At 33.3% G+C, this 17,124-nt stretch carries 20 protein-coding genes; 4 read left to right on the forward strand and 16 right to left on the reverse strand.

All coding sequences use genetic code 11. The features are described 5' to 3' along the window. The 4 genes from K7G76_RS12665 to K7G76_RS12680 are packed head-to-tail and all read left to right on the forward strand — an operon-like array spanning position 1 to position 4,592. Positions 1-480: a GNAT family N-acetyltransferase gene (locus K7G76_RS12665; protein ID WP_223034592.1), complete on the forward strand. Its 480-nt coding sequence runs from the start codon at positions 1-3 to the stop codon at positions 478-480. Then, entirely contained in the window at positions 480-1,739 is a 1,260-nt protein-coding gene (locus tag K7G76_RS12670; RefSeq protein WP_223034593.1) for an aspartate kinase, read from the forward strand. The genes K7G76_RS12665 and K7G76_RS12670 overlap by 1 nt, the downstream gene beginning before the upstream one ends. 14 nt (positions 1,740-1,753) lie before the next feature. Next, complete coding sequence (locus K7G76_RS12675; RefSeq protein WP_223034594.1) at positions 1,754-3,583, forward strand: GNAT family N-acyltransferase; 1,830 nt, start codon at positions 1,754-1,756, stop codon at positions 3,581-3,583. Then, the gene (locus K7G76_RS12680; protein ID WP_223034595.1) at positions 3,573-4,592 is read left to right on the forward strand and encodes a carboxypeptidase-like regulatory domain-containing protein; all 1,020 of its coding nucleotides are present in this window, start codon (positions 3,573-3,575) and stop codon (positions 4,590-4,592) included. The genes K7G76_RS12675 and K7G76_RS12680 overlap by 11 nt, the downstream gene beginning before the upstream one ends. Positions 4,593-4,607: 15 nt before the next feature. On the opposite strand, the gene K7G76_RS12685 is transcribed toward K7G76_RS12680, so the two are convergent. From K7G76_RS12685 to K7G76_RS12755, 16 genes are all read right to left on the reverse strand, one after another. Next, positions 4,608-4,994, reverse strand: coding sequence for a VOC family protein (locus K7G76_RS12685; RefSeq protein ID WP_223034596.1), 387 nt, complete (start codon positions 4,992-4,994; stop codon positions 4,608-4,610). 2 nt (positions 4,995-4,996) lie between these two features. Further along, entirely contained in the window at positions 4,997-5,455 is a 459-nt protein-coding gene (locus K7G76_RS12690) for a DUF1801 domain-containing protein (RefSeq protein WP_223034597.1), read from the reverse strand. A 4-nt stretch (positions 5,456-5,459) separates the two neighbouring features. After that, complete coding sequence (locus K7G76_RS12695) at positions 5,460-5,969, reverse strand: DUF4199 domain-containing protein (RefSeq protein ID WP_223034598.1); 510 nt, start codon at positions 5,967-5,969, stop codon at positions 5,460-5,462. 20 nt (positions 5,970-5,989) lie between these two features. Then, positions 5,990-6,361: a VOC family protein gene (locus K7G76_RS12700; RefSeq protein ID WP_223034599.1), complete on the reverse strand. Its 372-nt coding sequence runs from the start codon at positions 6,359-6,361 to the stop codon at positions 5,990-5,992. A 102-nt stretch (positions 6,362-6,463) separates the two neighbouring features. Continuing rightward, entirely contained in the window at positions 6,464-6,874 is a 411-nt protein-coding gene (locus K7G76_RS15460) for a response regulator transcription factor (RefSeq protein ID WP_223034600.1), read from the reverse strand. 9 nt (positions 6,875-6,883) lie between these two features. After that, positions 6,884-7,825, reverse strand: a complete 942-nt coding sequence (locus K7G76_RS12710) for a 2-hydroxyacid dehydrogenase (RefSeq protein WP_223034601.1) — start codon at positions 7,823-7,825, stop codon at positions 6,884-6,886. 2 nt (positions 7,826-7,827) lie between these two features. Beyond that, positions 7,828-8,193, reverse strand: coding sequence for a cupin domain-containing protein (locus K7G76_RS12715; protein ID WP_223034602.1), 366 nt, complete (start codon positions 8,191-8,193; stop codon positions 7,828-7,830). A 28-nt stretch (positions 8,194-8,221) separates the two neighbouring features. After that, positions 8,222-9,571, reverse strand: a complete 1,350-nt coding sequence (gene mgtE / locus K7G76_RS12720; RefSeq protein ID WP_223034884.1) for a magnesium transporter — start codon at positions 9,569-9,571, stop codon at positions 8,222-8,224. A gap of 26 nt (positions 9,572-9,597) precedes the next feature. Then, entirely contained in the window at positions 9,598-10,368 is a 771-nt protein-coding gene (gene rsmA / locus K7G76_RS12725) for a 16S rRNA (adenine(1518)-N(6)/adenine(1519)-N(6))-dimethyltransferase RsmA (protein WP_223034603.1), read from the reverse strand. A gap of 6 nt (positions 10,369-10,374) precedes the next feature. Then, entirely contained in the window at positions 10,375-10,701 is a 327-nt protein-coding gene (locus K7G76_RS12730) for a DUF4286 family protein (RefSeq protein ID WP_223034604.1), read from the reverse strand. Positions 10,702-10,769: 68 nt separating this feature from the next. Continuing rightward, on the reverse strand, positions 10,770-11,282 hold the full coding sequence (locus tag K7G76_RS12735) for a GNAT family N-acetyltransferase (protein ID WP_223034605.1): 513 nt from the start codon (positions 11,280-11,282) through the stop codon (positions 10,770-10,772). 6 nt (positions 11,283-11,288) lie between these two features. Further along, positions 11,289-13,058, reverse strand: a complete 1,770-nt coding sequence (locus tag K7G76_RS12740) for a tetratricopeptide repeat protein (RefSeq protein ID WP_223034606.1) — start codon at positions 13,056-13,058, stop codon at positions 11,289-11,291. A 164-nt stretch (positions 13,059-13,222) separates the two neighbouring features. Next, on the reverse strand, positions 13,223-13,354 hold the full coding sequence (locus K7G76_RS15445; RefSeq protein WP_255573021.1) for a hypothetical protein: 132 nt from the start codon (positions 13,352-13,354) through the stop codon (positions 13,223-13,225). A 156-nt stretch (positions 13,355-13,510) separates the two neighbouring features. Then, complete coding sequence (serS, locus tag K7G76_RS12745; protein WP_223034607.1) at positions 13,511-14,782, reverse strand: serine--tRNA ligase; 1,272 nt, start codon at positions 14,780-14,782, stop codon at positions 13,511-13,513. A gap of 45 nt (positions 14,783-14,827) precedes the next feature. Next, on the reverse strand, positions 14,828-16,144 hold the full coding sequence (locus K7G76_RS12750; RefSeq protein ID WP_223034608.1) for an HTTM domain-containing protein: 1,317 nt from the start codon (positions 16,142-16,144) through the stop codon (positions 14,828-14,830). Further along, positions 16,134-17,072, reverse strand: coding sequence for a bifunctional riboflavin kinase/FAD synthetase (locus K7G76_RS12755; RefSeq protein WP_223034609.1), 939 nt, complete (start codon positions 17,070-17,072; stop codon positions 16,134-16,136). Before K7G76_RS12755 ends, K7G76_RS12750 begins: the two co-directional genes overlap by 11 nt. Between the last annotated feature and the right edge of the window lie 52 nt (positions 17,073-17,124).

Below are 17,124 nucleotides of genomic sequence, written 5' to 3' on the forward strand. Positions count from 1 at the left end.
ATGGATATTAAAATAAGACAAGCTACTATTGAAGATATGTCTTCGGTTTTAAAACTGATAAAACAACTTGCTGTTTTTGAGAAAGAACCAGAAGCCGTGGAAGTTACTTTAGAAAATTTAAAACAGGATGGTTTTGGTGAAAATCCAGCTTTTAAATGTTTTGTTGCTGAAGTAGGAGAGGATGTGGTTGGAATTGCATTGGTGTATCAGCGCTATTCAACTTGGAAAGGTAAAGCTTTACATTTAGAAGATTTGATTGTAGATGAAGCCATGAGAGGAAGAGGCATAGGAACTTTATTGCTAGATGAAGTTGTAAAATATGGCCACAGTTTAGGCGTAAAACGAATAAGTTGGGAAGTTCTTGATTGGAACGAACCAGCCATAACATTTTATGAACAAAAAGGAGCAACCATATTACGAGATTGGGATGTGGTTCAACTAGACGAGCAAGGAATACAAAACTATTTATTAAAAGTGTAATGCGAGTATTTAAATTTGGAGGCGCATCGGTTAAAGATGCAGAAGGAGTTAAAAATTTAATTGAAGTTTTAAACGCAGTAGGCTATGACAATACATTAATTGTTGTTTCTGCCATGGGTAAAACCACCAATGCATTAGAAGGTGTAATTGATAATTACCTAAATAATAAATCTGAATTGCAGAGTTCTTTTCAGGATGTGAAAAAATATCACAATGCTATTTTATTAGATTTATTTGAAAACGAGAGACATCCCGTTTTTAAAAAAGTATCTGATTTGTTTGATGAACTGGATGGGTTTTTTAAAATCAACAAATCACCGGATTACAATTTTATTTACGATCAAGTAATTGGTTATGGTGAATTAGTTTCTACAACAATTGTTAGTGAGTATTTAAACGAAGTAAATATTAAGAACAATTGGGTTGATGTTAGAAATTATATAAAAACAGATAACTATTATAGGAGAGCAAATGTTGATTGGGAGTTAACACAAAAAAATATCACTGAAAACTTTCAACGCAATACACTCAATATTACACAAGGATTTTTGGGTAGCGATTCTAATAATTTCACCACGACTCTAGGGCGTGAAGGAAGTGATTATACTGCAGCTATTTTCGCCTATTGTTTAAATGCAGAAAGCGTAACGATTTGGAAAGACGTATTGGGTGTTCTTAATGCGGATCCTCGATATTTTGAAAACGCACAATTACTTCATAATATTTCGTACCGTGAGGCAATTGAGTTGGCCTTCTACGGAGCATCGGTTATTCACCCTAAAACGCTGCAGCCTTTACAGCGTAAAGAAATACCATTATTTGTAAAATCGTTTTTAAACCCAGATGGCGATGGTACAAAGGTTTCAAAAGGTATTGGAATTGAACCCAATATTCCGTGCTTTATCCTTAAAAGAAACCAAGTATTAATATCCTTATCATCTTTAGACTTTTCGTATATAGTTGAAGAGAACATCAGCGAAATTTTTAATTTGCTTCACCTTTATAAAATGAAGGTAGATGTTATTCAGAATTCTGCTATTAGTTTTTCAGTTTGTGTAGATAATATTTACAATAATTTAGAAAAATTACTTCAGCATTTAAAAGCGAAATTTAAAGTAACTTGTCATGAAAATGTAGCTTTATACACTATTAGGCATTATGATAAACAAGCTATTGAACAGATTGAAAAAAATAAAACGGTGTTATTAAAGCAGTTAACACAAGAAACCATGCAAATGGTTACAAAACCAACTATTTAATTACATTTGTATATATGACAAAAGCTCAAGACAAAGGATTAGTTTCGGCTAAAGAAGTTGCTTCGGCCATACAATTAGATAAGTATGGTTTTGTAGGTACTTTTATAGGTTGGATGCTCATGAAGGTCTTGAAAATATCTACTTTAAACGCTATTTACAATCGTAATAAGCATTTGTCTGATTTAGAATTTTTGGATGCCATTTTAGATGAATTTCAAATAAAATTTGAAATTCCAGAAGAAGACTTAAAAAGGCTACCAAAAGATGGAAGTTATATAACAGTTTCCAATCACCCATTAGGAGGTATTGATGGGATATTACTGCTTAAACTTATGTTGGAGCAACGAAAGGATTTTAAAATAATTGCCAATTTTTTATTGCATAGAATAGAACCCTTAAAACCTTATATTTTACCTGTGAATCCTTTTGAAGATAGAAAAGATGTAAAATCTAGTATAGCAGGATTCAAAAATGCCATTATGCATTTACGCGAAGGGCACCCTCTTGGTGTTTTTCCCGCAGGAGAAGTTTCTACATATAGAGACGGAAGGCTAGTAGTTGATAGACCTTGGGAAGAAGCGGCCATGAAATTGGTAAAAAAAGCAGAAGTACCTGTAGTACCTATATATTTTCATGCTAAAAATAGTAAGCTATTCTATAAGCTTTCTAAAATTAATGACACTTTTAGGACAGCAAAACTACCTTCTGAACTTTTAACCCAAAAGCGAAGAACCATAAAGGTTAGAATTGGGAAACCGATTTCTGTTAACGATCAAAAGGAGCACGAGTCTTTAGAGTCATTTTCTGAATTTTTAAGAAAAAAGACCTACATGCTCTCTAATTCTTTTGACGATAACGAAAAATTGTTGGGTAACATTTCTACTACTTTAAAAGTGCCAAAGCCTCCAAAGCGAATTGTTGGCCAAGTAGATAAAGCCTTAATGGTTAAAGAAGTTGAAGCGTTGCGAGAGGAAAACTTTAGACTACTACAGAGTAAGAACTACGAGGTTTTTCTCGCCCCAGCTAAAAAAATACCTAATATACTTCAAGAAATAGGACGATTACGAGAAATTACTTTTAGAGAAGTTGGTGAAGGTACTAATGAAGCTATAGATTTAGATGCGTTTGATACGTATTACCATCACATGTTTTTATGGGATGGAGATGAAAAACTTATAGCTGGCGCTTATAGAATGGGATTGGGTTCCGAAATATTCCAACGTTATGGAATAGATGGGTTTTATCTACAAGATTTATTTCGTTTTGAACCCGAATTGTATAAAATGATGAGCCAATCCATCGAGATGGGCCGTGCGTTTATAATCAAAGATTATCAACAAAAACCAATGCCGTTATTCTTACTATGGAAAGGCATTGTTCATACAACACTACGTTTCCCCGAACACAAATATTTAATAGGAGGCGTAAGTATAAGCAACCAGTTTTCTAATTTTTCAAAGTCATTGATGATTGAGTTTATGATGTCGCATTATTATGACCCTTATGTTGCGCAATATGTGCATCCTAAAAAGGCTTTTAAGGTGAAGCTTAAAGATGCCGATAAAGATTTCGTTTTTGATGAAGCCGAAGCCGATTTAAATAAGTTTGATAAAATAATTGATGAGGTTGAACCAGGTGCTTTACGATTACCTGTATTACTTAAAAAATACATTAAGCAAAATGCCAAATTGGTAGCCTTTAATGTAGACCCATTGTTTAACAATTCGGTTGATGGTTTGATGTATATTAAAATTGCTGACCTTCCTGAAAGTACTGTAAAACCAGTTATGGAAGAGTTTCAAGCCGAGTTGGAGCGAAAAATATCTGAACAAAATGAAGATTAAGTTAGGTCTGTTTCTTTTTCTTTTCTGTATTACAAATCTGTTTGCCCAAGAAATATCGGGTGTTATTATTGATAATAACTCAAAGCAACCAATTGAAGGCGCATCAGTCTATTTTGACAATACTACCATAGGCGTAATTTCTAATTCTGATGGAGCGTTTACAATTCCGTTTGACGAATCTATCAATACACCATTGGTTATTTCCTTTTTGGGATATAAGAAACAGGTTTTTTCAAATTATAATAAGGATGTTATTCTCAAAATAGAACTAGAGGAAGATTTAAACACATTAAATGAAGTTGTTATTGGGTCTAAAGACTCATGGTCGAGAGAGAAAAAGTTAGAGCAATTCAAGCTACAATTTTTGGGGTTTTCAAGTAATAGTTTGTCCTGTAAAATTCTAAATGAAGATGATATAAACTTACGGTATTTAGAAAATGATAATTTGTTGGTGGCCAATGCAAAAAGGCCTATTAGAATACGCAATTCAAACCTTGGATATGATATTGAATATGATTTGCAAGACTTTGAAATTCAATATGAAATATCATCTGGAGATTTGAAAATTAATACGGTTTCTTCGGTGTTTTATTCTGGAACAACATTCTACAGATCTAATAAGACAAATCGTAAAACAATAAAAAGGAGGCAAAACGCTTATTACGGTTCTATGTTACATTTTATGCGTTCGTTGTTGTATGATAAATTAGAAGACAATAAGTTTACTTTATTCTATGAAGATAAAGTTGTGCCTGCCGAAAATTTTATTAGTAAATACGTAACTGATGATCCAACAATTTATAAGGTCAAGGTATTTAAACCCTTAACAATTGTCTACGATTTAACGGTTTCTCGACAATCAACCATAATACCAAACAACGAGTATTTTTATCTTAATTTAAAAGGTAATTACTCACCAATAGAAGCTGTAACTTTTACTGGCGAGATAGGTATGCAACGTGTTGGAGATAATTTACCATTGGATTACGATCCAATGTCACAAATCTAGAGCTAACGCTTTAACTTATTGAAAAGCACTATCAATAGGTTCCCAAAGCTCTATTTTATTGCCATCATTATCTAAAATCCAACCGAATTTCCCGTAGCTGTATTCTTCCATATCTCCAACAATGGTAACGCCTTCTTCTTTTAGAGCCTCTAGAAGTTCTGCTAGATTTTCAACACGGTAATTGAACATAAAGTCTTTTTTTGAAGGCTCATAGTATTTGGTGTCTTCTGCAAAAGGACTCCATTGTGTAGAGCAATCATTACCATCCTTATCTTGCCACCAAAAAGTGCAGCCATAATCATCGGTATTGAAATCTAAATGCTTTTTATACCAATCTTTAGTTGCTTTTGGGTCTTTGGTTTTAAAAAACAAACCACCTATTCCTGTTACACGTTTTTTCATAATTATTTCTTTTTTAAAGCTGTTTCGTAAATATCTATCCATTCATCACAAGGCATTTTTTGGGTAAGTTCACCAATGAGTTCAAAAGGAATTTCATCAACCTTTTTAAACCGAATACAACTTTTGCCCATATCCAGCTTTCGTTTACAATGCTTCGGATATTCGCTTACAAACCAGTCATGTAGTTCTTTTTTAGCATAAATACCGCTATGGTAAAGGTTCACCGAATTTTTTTGGGAGGCAAAACTCATAAACGGTAATGGTGTTTTTGGATCGCAGTGGTAACCATCTGGATACACAGAATGTGGTACATAATAACCAATCATTTTATATTGTATGCCTTCTTCAAACCCTTTTGGTAAATTATCTTTAATGGTTTTTCGTAATTTTTTTAAGGCTTCCTGTCGGTCTTCAGGAACCTGACTTATATAGTCTTCAGGAGATGTAGCTTCGTATTGCATAATATTAGTTTTTACGTTGTAAAATTAATCCGGAAATTAAAGATATAACAAATCCTATCATTACAACAGTTGCAAACATGATAAAAGCCATAAACCCGGAACCACCATAAGCTTCCATCTGTTCAGATAGTTTAACTTTTTCAACATCGTATTCTTCAGCTGACATTGTTTCTTTCATGGTTGCCAGAGTTTTATCTAAATATTCGGTAGCAAAATCTGGATTGATTACGGTTGTGTAGATGTAATCAATAATGGCCACGCCAATTCCAACAAATATGGAAATCAACAATCCAATCACAAGGGCTTTTCCAAAGGTTACAGTTCCTTGATTTACTTTATCACGATAGTGTTTAATGCCAAAAAAGATAAATGAAAGTGATACAACCATAGATGTATACCCAATGATTTCTTGAACGGAGTAGGATAGGTTGTCGCCAAGTAAAAAGGCTAGCCCAAAAAATATAATACCTGCTAGAAAGCCATAGCTTCCATATTTTAAAACTGTGTTTCTCATAATATTTAAATAGTTAGTTGTTAAACATGTTGGTCGACTAAAATGGTATTTCCATCAGGATCGCTTATTACAAAGCTAGCTGGACCTTTGGAGTTTTCATCTGCTTCCGAATGAAAACTGATAGCATTATTTTTTAGATGCTTTTGAATATCTCTAACATCTGTAAAATTTTCAAGCGTATTCGCATTTTCATCCCAACCTGGATTAAACGTTAAGATGTTGTTTTCAAACATCCCTTGAAACAAGCCTATTAAAGCATTGCCATTTTTCATGATGAGATAGTTTTTGTCCATATCTCCAGCAAATACCTGAAAGCCTAATTTTTCATAAAATTGTTTTGAAATTGTTAAGTCTTTTACACTTAAGCTTATTGAAAAAGCACCTAATGTCATAGTTTAAAAGTTTTAATTACGATTCAAAAGTAGGAGAACGGTAGAAAAAAAGCTCATACTAAAGTACCAAATGCCTCATACTTTAGTCTAAAAGTAAAAAAATTAAATAATTTGAAGTTGTTTGGCGATATTTACAGCTTCTGTTCGTCGTTTGGCATTCAACTTTATCAAAAGATTGGATACATGCGTTTTTATGGTACTTTCGGAAACGAATAATTTTTCACCGATTTCTTTATTGGATAACCCTTCTGAAATATGTTTTAAAACTTCATATTCTCGAGTTGTAATCTCTAATTCTTCAATCTTATGTTTATCAATTGTATGAATTGCCACAGGCTTATTGAGTATACTTTTTTTATGAATGAAGACACCAATAAAAAAGAAGACCAAAGCTATTATGGCAATGATTGTTTCAATTTTTAAATCGCCAGAAAGCACAGAAAATTTACTTAATTGAAATAAGATAAGTAACGCTATGATGAGCAAACCAAAAACAAGAACTGTTTTTTTCATTACTGAAAGTTAGCAAAATTTTGCTTTAATTTTATCTACTATAGTTTGAGCTAATTTTTCTTTGCTTTCTATAGTCCAACCAGCAACATGAGGTGTTAATAGTACATTCTCGGCTTTTATGAGATACTGAAGCGGTAGGGATGTCTCGACTGCGCTCGACATGACACTTTCAAAAGACGACTTTTCGTATTCTAAAACATCCAATCCTGCACCCAAAATTTTGCCCGATTTTAAAGCAGAAACGAGATCACTTGTCACCACACTTTTGCCTCGTGCTGTGTTAATAAACCAAAACGGTTTTGTAAAAGAATTGATAAATGTTGCATTAATCATGTTAAGGGTTAAGGGTGTTTGAGGTGTATGTAAACTCACCACATCAACACGTTCTTGGAATTCTTTTAAGTGGACTTGCTTGGCATTTTCGTCACCAACCTGTTCTTGTATATCATAGCACAAAACCTGAACATCAAAACCGCGTAACTTTTTGGCAAAGGCTTTTCCCATATTGCCATAACCAATTAATCCAACGGTTTTTTCATCTAATTCTATGCCACGATTTTCCTCACGCAACCATTTACCTTGACGCACCTCTTTATCGGCTTTGTTGAGTTTGTTGAAAAGTGACAACAGCATGCCCAATGTGTGTTCGCCAACTGCATTGCGATTGCCTTCTGGAGCAGAAATTAAATAAACATCTTTTTTTTCAGCGTGCCCACAATCAATGTTCTCTAGACCAGCACCAACACGAGCTATAAATTTTAGGTTTGTAGCTGCATCCAAAAACTGTTTATCAATAGTAAAACGGCTTCTAATGACAATACCATTATATTCATGAATTTTAGCTTCAATAGCTTCTCTAGAAGAGGTGTAATCCTCATGATTAACAAAACCTAGTTCATTGAGTTGATTTAAGAGTAATGGATGATTGGTATCTAGATGAAGAATTTTCATGGTTAAATTTTAGGATAATGGGTTTGGGTCTTTTCGTGTTGTACATTACCTGTATGGGCAGTTGATAATTTTTCAAACAAAAGCACATGGACTTCTTCATCATTTTTGGTCATAGGATTGTGCTCAACTCCTTTTGGGACGACTATAATTTCACCTTTTTTAATAACTTCAATTCGGTCACGAAATTGCATGTATAAGGTACCTTTTACTACTTGAAACAGTTCGTCTTCATCCTCGTGTTTATGCCATACAAATTCACCTTTTAATTTGGCTAATATAACTTGCATGTTATCCACAATTGCAATTTGATGCGGATGCCAGTTTTTTGAAAATTTTGAAAATTTATCTTGAATATTAATTGCTTTCATAATGTAAAGGTACGAAAGCTAGGGGTATTTAAAACCCGATAATTAAACCTGCCAAAACAAAGAATAGGTAGATACCCAATATATCATTACTGGTTGTAATAAAAGGTCCTGTTGCTATAGCTGGATCTATGCCTCGTTTGTCTAAAACAATAGGCACAAATGTTCCTACGAGTGCTGCGACTACAATTACTGACATCATAGACACGGCAATGGCGAAACTTTCCGTGGTGTCTTGACCAATAATAAATCCGAACAGCATAACCAATACTGCCAATGCTAAACCATTGATGAGGCTTAAGCCAATTTCCTTTAAAAGTCTATTTAGCAAACTGCCTTTTACATTGTCATTTGCCAAACCCTGTACAATAATGGCACTGGATTGTACACCTACATTTCCAGCCATGGCAGCAATTAAAGGTGTATAAAAAAATAAGGACGGTACGGTAGACATGATATGCTCATAATCTTTCATAATAAACACACTACCAAGACCTCCAAACAAACCTAAAACCAACCAGGGCAATCGTGCTTTAGTGAGTTCAAGGATACTATCATCGGCTTCAACATCCTGTGATATACCTGCTGCTAACTGATAATCTTTATCGGCTTCCTCTCGAATAACATCTACAATATCATCAATAGTAATACGGCCAACAAGCGTGTTGTTTTTGTCTAAAACAGGAATGGCTTCCAAATCATATTTTTGCATGATTTTGGCAACATCTTCAACATCTTCATCAACATAAACATAATCCACATTGGAGTTAGATATTTCAGCAATTTTCTGGTCGCTTTTTGCAGTGATGAGGTCTTTTAAAGAGAGCCTTCCAATAAGTTTATCTTCTTTATCGACAACATAAATGGAATGCACACGTGTGACATCTTTGGCTTGGCCACGAATACGACGCATACAACCTGCAACGGTCCAGGTTTCATAAACTTTTACCAATTCCTTGGCCATGAGACCACCAGCCGTATCTTCATCATAAGCTAAAAGTTCTTCAATTTCGGCTTTGTGTTCGGCATCTTCAATGTTGGAGATAACTTCTTCCTGACGTTCTTCGGGAAGTTCTGAAATCATGTCAGCAGCATCATCGGTATCGAGCTCTTCAATTTCTTCGGCAATTTCTTTTGCTGAAAGATTTTTTAGAACTTTTTCCCTGATATCCTCATCCAATTCCATTAAGACATCCGAAGTAGTTTCAGAATCTAGCAATTTTATGACATAGACCGATTCGTCTTGATTGAGTTCATCAAGAATTTCAGCAATATCCGCATAATGAAACTCTTTAAAGAGGTTTTTTAATTCCTTATCATCTTGTTGTTCAATAAGGGTCTCAACCTTTTCAATAAGCTCTTCAGTTAGTTGAAATTGTATGTTTTCGTTTTCTTCTACCAAAGGATTTAGTCATTTTCAATTCGTGAAGTCAGCTCTATGAATTCTGCAACACTTAATTGTTCTGGTCTTTTGTCAAATATAACATTTGCTTTTAAATTATCTGACAAATTGAATGTTTTTAAACTGTTGCGAAGGGTTTTGCGACGTTGTTGAAAACTGGTTTTTACAACTTTAAAAAATAGACTTTCGCTGCAAGGTAATGTGAAATTATCCTTTCGTTTTAATAATAGTACACCAGAATCTACTTTTGGAGGCGGGTTAAAAACTGAAGGCGGAACGGTAAAAAGGTATTCGGCATCATAAAAAGCTTGTGTAAGTACCGAAAGAATACCATAAACTTTGCTGCCTTCTTTCGAGCAGATTCTTAAGGCGACTTCTTTTTGGAACATGCCTGAAAATTCAGGAACCTGTTGTCGTATTTCCAGTAACTTAAAAACTATTTGTGAAGAAATATTATAGGGGAAATTTCCAATGATGGCAAACGGGTCATCCTTAAAAACAGTTTTTAAATCGTACTTTAAAAAGTCTTGTTCAATAATTCTGTTGGCTAGATTAAGATAATTGGCCTTTAAATAGTCAACCGATTCGGTATCAATTTCAATAACGTGGGTTGTAATATCTTTTTCAAGCAAGTATTTGGTTAAAACACCCATCCCTGGTCCAATCTCCAAAACATGATTATAACCATTGTAGGACAACGTATCTGCTATTTTTTGAGCAATATTTTCGTCTTTTAGAAAGTGTTGACCAAGATGTTTTTTTGCTTTTACTGACATAATTGATTACTTAAAATTTACAGTAAATTCATCTATTATTTCCAACTCGGTTCTAAACGCCAGCATTTTATCGGCAAACTTTTTCAAGCTTTCATTTCGTAAAGCGTCTGCATAATTATTATAGTAGTCGTCTAGTGCTTCACGAGAAAACGCTCTAAACTGGGTGGAATACGTTGTTCCGCCTTGTTCTTCTTCAACCAATACTTTTGTTAAACGCGCTTCCTTAAACTTGCCTGTAGCTAATACTTGAGGAATATGTTCGGTTTTCATCCAGTCTAACCATTGGTCATGAACACTATCGTCTATGTTTACTGTTACGTTGTATATTATCATAATATTAAAGATAATGGATTCCTGTCTTACTAAAGTTTAGTTTTGTAGAAAATAGCAAGAACAACCAATTAATTTAAGTTTTTTGCAAATAACAGGAGTTCTTCGTCGTCTTCAAAGGGTTTTATCTTTTTTTCAAAGGATAGTCCCAGTTTTTCAAGTAATTTAATGGAATTTGTATTGTGTTCCAAAGTTATGCCTAAAACTTTGTTTAATTTAAATGTTGTTTTGGCTAATTCCAGTATTTTTATAGAGGCTTCATAGCCATATCCTTTTCCTTCATATTCTGGAAGAAGGGCAAATCCTATATCAGGAAAATCTAATGTATCTCTTTTTATTAGGCCGGAAGTTCCAATTGGTCTATTACTTTCTTTTTTAGTTAATTTATAGAAGCCAAAACCTTGCTTTGCATACGCAGGAATGGTTTTTTCTTGTAGGTAATTTTTGGCATCGTCAACGGTTTTTAAATGCCTATCGCCAATGTAGGTTATCCATTTAGGCGTATTTAGCAACTCTAAATAGAACGCAGCATCTTCTGGTGTGAATTTAGAAATTATAAGCCTTTTGGTTTCGGCAATAATCATATGGGTTTAATTTATGGCATCGCCACGTAGTAATCGGTAACGTTTTCTTGCTTCAACAAAGTAAATACTATCTTCATGATTAAACAGTATTTTTTCGTAATAGGTTTTGGCTTGTTGAGATTGGTCTAATTTATATTGATAGATTTCAGCTAGAGCAAAATAAGCATCGTCAGCTAAAATATCGTCTTTAAAATTTGTTATAATAAGGTTGTAATTTTCTTCAGCTTTTTCATAAAGCTGTTTGGTTTCGTATAATTTACCTTGTTTGAATAAAGCCTGATCTTCAATTGACTCGCCTTTATGATTTGCTAAAATATCATTTAAAACCACAATAGCCTCGTCTGTTTTGTTCTGAAAAGCTAACAAATCTGCCTTGGCATATAGTTTTAGTGCAGTTTGAGTTGAGTCTTCATATTTGTTGTCGCGAATAAGTAACATAAGATCCAAAGCATCATTGGCAATAAGTTGTGATGTAGATGATTTTAATACTTTAAGCTGTGATTCAGCCCAATCAAAATCACCTTTAAAAAAACTTGTTCTAGCAACTTTATATCTAGCTTCTTGCGATATGGTGCTGTTTTTTAAATTACGTTGAATTTGAGTGTAATTAATTAATGCTTCGTTAAACTTTTCTTGAGAAACCAATATATCTCCAAGTTCTAATTTAACCTGACCAATTTCAAGGGCCGATAATGGTAAATCTAGACTTTCCTTTAAAATTCTGATGCCTTTATCAGGCTCATTCTTATAAAAAGCTAAAAAGTGAGCATAGGATATTTGGAGGTTTATAGTTTGGGTTTGCTTGCCATATAAATTGAATAGATTGGTGTATTTGTCTTCAATTATTTTAAGGTCAGACTGTGTCTTAAGGTCTATTTGCAATAAATTATAGTAGGCATCGATTTTTGTATCTAAATCTTGAGCGGTTTCTGATAAATAGGTGAATATTTCTGTAGCAATTTCATAATCTTCGTCGTTAGTTGCAATAAACGCCAATTCGTAAATGCGGTCTAAAGTTTCAGGTTGTCGTTTAAAAATTGCTTTTTCCTGTAAGAAAGCTTTTTTGTATTCTTTTTGCTGAACAAACAACCAACTTAATAGTTCGTTCCACATGATATCAGGATTCTGTTGAATTTTTTTCAATAGAATTTTTTTAAGCATTTGGTTGTATTCAGTTTCACTATCTTCAGATATAAACTCATTAAAAGCTCTCTTTATGGTATTAATGTACGTTTCGTTGTGTCCAATAAAGTTTAAATAGCTTTCAAACATTTTTTCAACATTGCCCTGTTCTCCATAAATTCGGGCAAGGTGTGAATTGAAATTTAGACTAGGCTTTAACAGCATAGCTTTTTCGTACGTGATAACTGCTTGGTCTAAAAGCGAACGGTCTTCAAAATATTTACCAATAGTAAAAGCGTAATTAACGTTCTCATCAATATACGATATAGCCTTGTTGTAATTAGAATTGGCTTGGTCTACTTCACCTTTTAAATAATAATTGTAGCCTAGTTCTACATACAAAGCAGGATAAACTATACGGTCTATTTGATTTAATAATAATGTTTCGGCTTCATTAAACTGTTCCAGTTGTTGATGTGTTTTAACCAGCCCTACCAAATAAGTATTATTGTTTGGGGTTTTATTATAAATAGATTGATAGTATGTCAATGCTTTTTCGAACTCTCCATTTTTAAAATATTCTTTAGCAAGAATATCATCTTGAGATAGGCTCAAAAAGGGGATTAGAAAAAAGGCTAAAACAAAAAGGCGCATAACAGACATTTGTGTAAATATAGCAAATGTAACTTGTAGTATTTGTGAATGTTTTTATAAAAAAAATGCCTGATTTAAAATCAGGCATTTACCAACCAAAATAATAGTGCTATTAACCATTGTTACTTTAACATGATTCAATTACTCGATTGGGGCATTTAAGTTTATTCTGCCAAAGTTAAAGCAGCAGTATGTTTTGTTGTTTGTTCTGGTGTAAATTCAAAGTCTGTTAGTAGTACTTTGTTGGCTAAAAAAGCCAATGCTATTAAAAGAAAAACTCGTAATAAATTTTTCATGGTCAGTAGGTTTTGGTTTTTGGGACTACTAACTTCAAACTATTTTTTAAAAAAACAAAAAAAATCATTGTTTTTTCGTTAAACGGCATGCGTTATTTGTATTTAATCGATAAAAACAAATAAAATTGAATCGAAAAGTAAGAAAAAACCTAACAACTAATTGATTATTGAAAAGCCTGTGTAAGGGATTAAAACTTCTGGAATTTTAATGCCATCAGGAGTTTGGTAATTTTCAATAATACCTGCCAACACTCTTGGTAATGCCAAAGAACTACCATTTAAAGTGTGCGCTAATTCTTTTTTACCTTCAGCATTTTTAAAGCGTAATTTTAATCGGTTAGCCTGATAGGTTTCAAAATTTGAAACAGAAGATATCTCTAACCAACGATCTTGAGCCGTAGAAAACACTTCAAAATCGTAAGTTAAAGCCGATGTAAACCCTAAATCGCCTCCACACAATCGGAGGATTCTATAAGGTAATTGTAATTCTTGTAGAATGGTTTTAACATGGTTCACCATATTGTCTAAAGCCTGATAAGATTTTTCTGGGTGTTCCACACGTAAAATCTCAACTTTATCAAATTGATGTAGACGGTTTAAACCACGAACATGAGCACCATAACTGCCAGCTTCGCGACGGAAACAGGGTGTATAACCAGTGATGCCAATAGGCAATTCGTTTTCGTTTAAAATAACATCTCTAAATATGTTGGTTCCAGGAACTTCAGCAGTTGGGATAAGATATAGATTGTCTTCTGTAACATGGTACATTTGGCCTTCCTTGTCTGGTAACTGACCTGTTCCAAAACCTGAAGCTTCATTTACTAAATGCGGTAATTGATATTCAGTGTAGCCAGCTTCTGTATTCTTATCTAGAAAATAAGCAATTAAAGCCCGCTGTAATCTGGCACCTTTGCCTTTATAGACAGGAAATCCAGCTCCTGTTATTTTGTTGCCTAATTCAAAATCTATTATGTCGTACTTTTTAGCCAATTCCCAATGAGGAAGTGCGTCATTATGTAATTGCGGGATAGTCCCTTCTTGAAAAACCGTTTCATTATCATCTTCAGAATTTCCATTAGGAACTAATTCATTGGGAACATTTGGTATTGTGTATAACAACTGATTTAATGCATTGGCCGTATCATTAAGTTTATCACTTAATTCTTTAGAGCTGTTTTTTAAATTGGTAGTTTTTTCTTTTAAAATATTTGCTTTTTCAACCTCTCCAGTTTTAAACAACATGCCTATTTCTTTTGAAATAGAATTAGATTCGGCTAAAATAGAATCTAATTGAGTTTGAATACCTCTTCTCTCTTCATCTAATGCTAAAACCTCCTCAATTATTTGAGTAGCTTCAATATTTCGTTTTGCTAAACGCGCGATAACTAACGTTTTATTTTCTCTTATAAAAGGTACTTGTAACATGTGCTTTAAAATTTAAGGCACAAATTTAAGGAATTACAAACAGATTTATTCTTGTTTTAAAGGTAAAATCCAAGGGCTATGCTTAAAAGCAGACCATTCTATTGCAGCAAGGTCTGTTTCAGGATTTATTAAGGTTTTGTGCGGCTTACCATTTAAACTTGTTCTGCAATCAACAAAAACTGAAATGTCCTTACCTTTTTTAGCGTAATCTTGTTTTAGGCGTTGTGCAAATTGCCAGATAAAATCTGGCTTTGTAGCTACATGGCGCTGTTGTTTTTTGGTTAGATAATCATTTAAATTAATGGTTGTCTTTTCGTTGGTGTCTTTATCAACCACTTGATAAATGGCGAATCCGTATTTAGAACGTAACATCATACGCCAGGACATACGATGCCCTTCTTCTGTCCAAAACACATTGCCTTCAATAAAATGATGACGTATTGGTAAAAGAATTTGAATTATAAAATAAACTGAAAACACCAATAACATAGGTTTTTTATATGATGGAATTTCTATGTCATTGCCTTCATAATAAGGTTTGCTTTTTAAGAATATCCTGTGAATTGTTTTAGCCTCAAAGAAAAATAAAGTAAATGCTAAAGATAGATATGGAAAAATACCAACTTGAAATACAATGGAATTAAATAAATGAAAAAATATTGATGCAAAAAAAGCCAACTTTCTTGTTGGTTTAAACAATAGGAGCGGAATAATGAGGCCATCAAATAAAATGCCACCATAAGCTAAAAAATAGTGTAGCCAGTTTTGTTGCAAAAAGTCTCCAATTAAAACATAATGTTGTTTGCTTTTCATCAAGATACCAAGCACACTGGCATCTAACCAATCAGGATATATTTTGGCTATTGATCCGTAGGTATAAACAATAAACATTTGTAAAATTAAAATCCATTTACACCAATTGGGCATTGAAATACGTTTAAGCGAGGGATTCTTTTTTACATCTAGAGAGGCATAACGATTAGCCGGTAATATGGCCATTATTGCGCTTAATAAAATTAGCAGATAATAGTGATTGTTATACGATGATTTTTGCATGAGGTATGTGCCTAACCACATGGTGGTAAACATAATGGCACCAAACCGATATTTGTAGCCAAGCATTATAAACAAACCAAAAACACCCATAATAATATAATAGACATACATACTATATCCTGGTAGTGGTTGTATCCATTCAAAACCAATAAAAGAGAATGTAAAATCAGGATCTACGAGTGTTTTTCTTACCCAACCTGTAAAAATGGCTCCAACCGATTCTAAAAAACAAAGCAATCCGAAAATGATACGGAACACTATTAAGGGACTGTTATCAATTTGTTTAAAAAGAAAATTATTTGCCATCTAGATTTTTTATATAAGCTAATGATGTAATTTTATCTTGTTCAAGCTGTTGCGATAGAGTTTCGATTGAATCGAATTTTTTTTCATCACGTATTCTAACAAGCAGCTCTATTTTTAATTCTAAATTATAAATAGAGCGATTAAAATCAAAGAAATGAATTTCAATATTTTGACTTTGGCTGTTATTAACTGTGGGATTTTGACCAATGTTCATCATGCCATAAACACGTTTGTTGCTTATAGTTGATTGAACAATATAGACACCTTGTTTTGGTATTAGTTTATAAGCTTCTTCAATATATAAATTAGCTGTTGGGTAGCCAATATTTTTCCCAAGCCCCTTCCCTTTTACAACTATACCATTTAGCATAAAATTATAACCTAAATAACTATTGGCGTTTGCTATATCGCCTTCTAATAGAGCCTTACGTATTTTGGTAGAACTGACAGAAACATCATTGACATCTTGTGCACTAATTTCTTCAACTTCAAAATTGTACTGTTCTCCAAAGGCTTTTAAATCGTCAATATTTGCAGATCTATTTCTGCCAAAATGGTGGTCATAACCAATAATTACTTTTTTAGCGTTTAGCTGATTTACCAAAAGCTTTTGAACAAAATCTTCAGCAGACCATCTGGAAAAATCTTTGGTAAATTGTTTTAAAAAAAGGCAATCAAGACCCAATTCATCCAGAATGTCTTGGCGTTCTTTTATGGTGTTTATGAGTTTAATGTCAGCATCATTTTGTAGGACCATTCTAGGATGAGGAAAAAAGGTTAGTACAACAGATTCTAACCCTTCTTTTTTTGCAGTGTCAATAAGGCGTTTTATTATTTTCTGATGACCAATATGTACACCATCAAAGGTGCCAATGGTAACTGCCGAATTTTGTAAGGTCTCGCTTTTAGACGATTGTATAATTTTCAAGTTGAGAAACGTGTTTTTACAAAAATAAAAAAGAGGATTGACATAATAGCCA

Source organism: Hanstruepera marina (genome assembly GCF_019880635.1).
Taxonomy (GTDB): Bacteria; Bacteroidota; Bacteroidia; order Flavobacteriales; family Flavobacteriaceae; genus Hanstruepera; species Hanstruepera marina.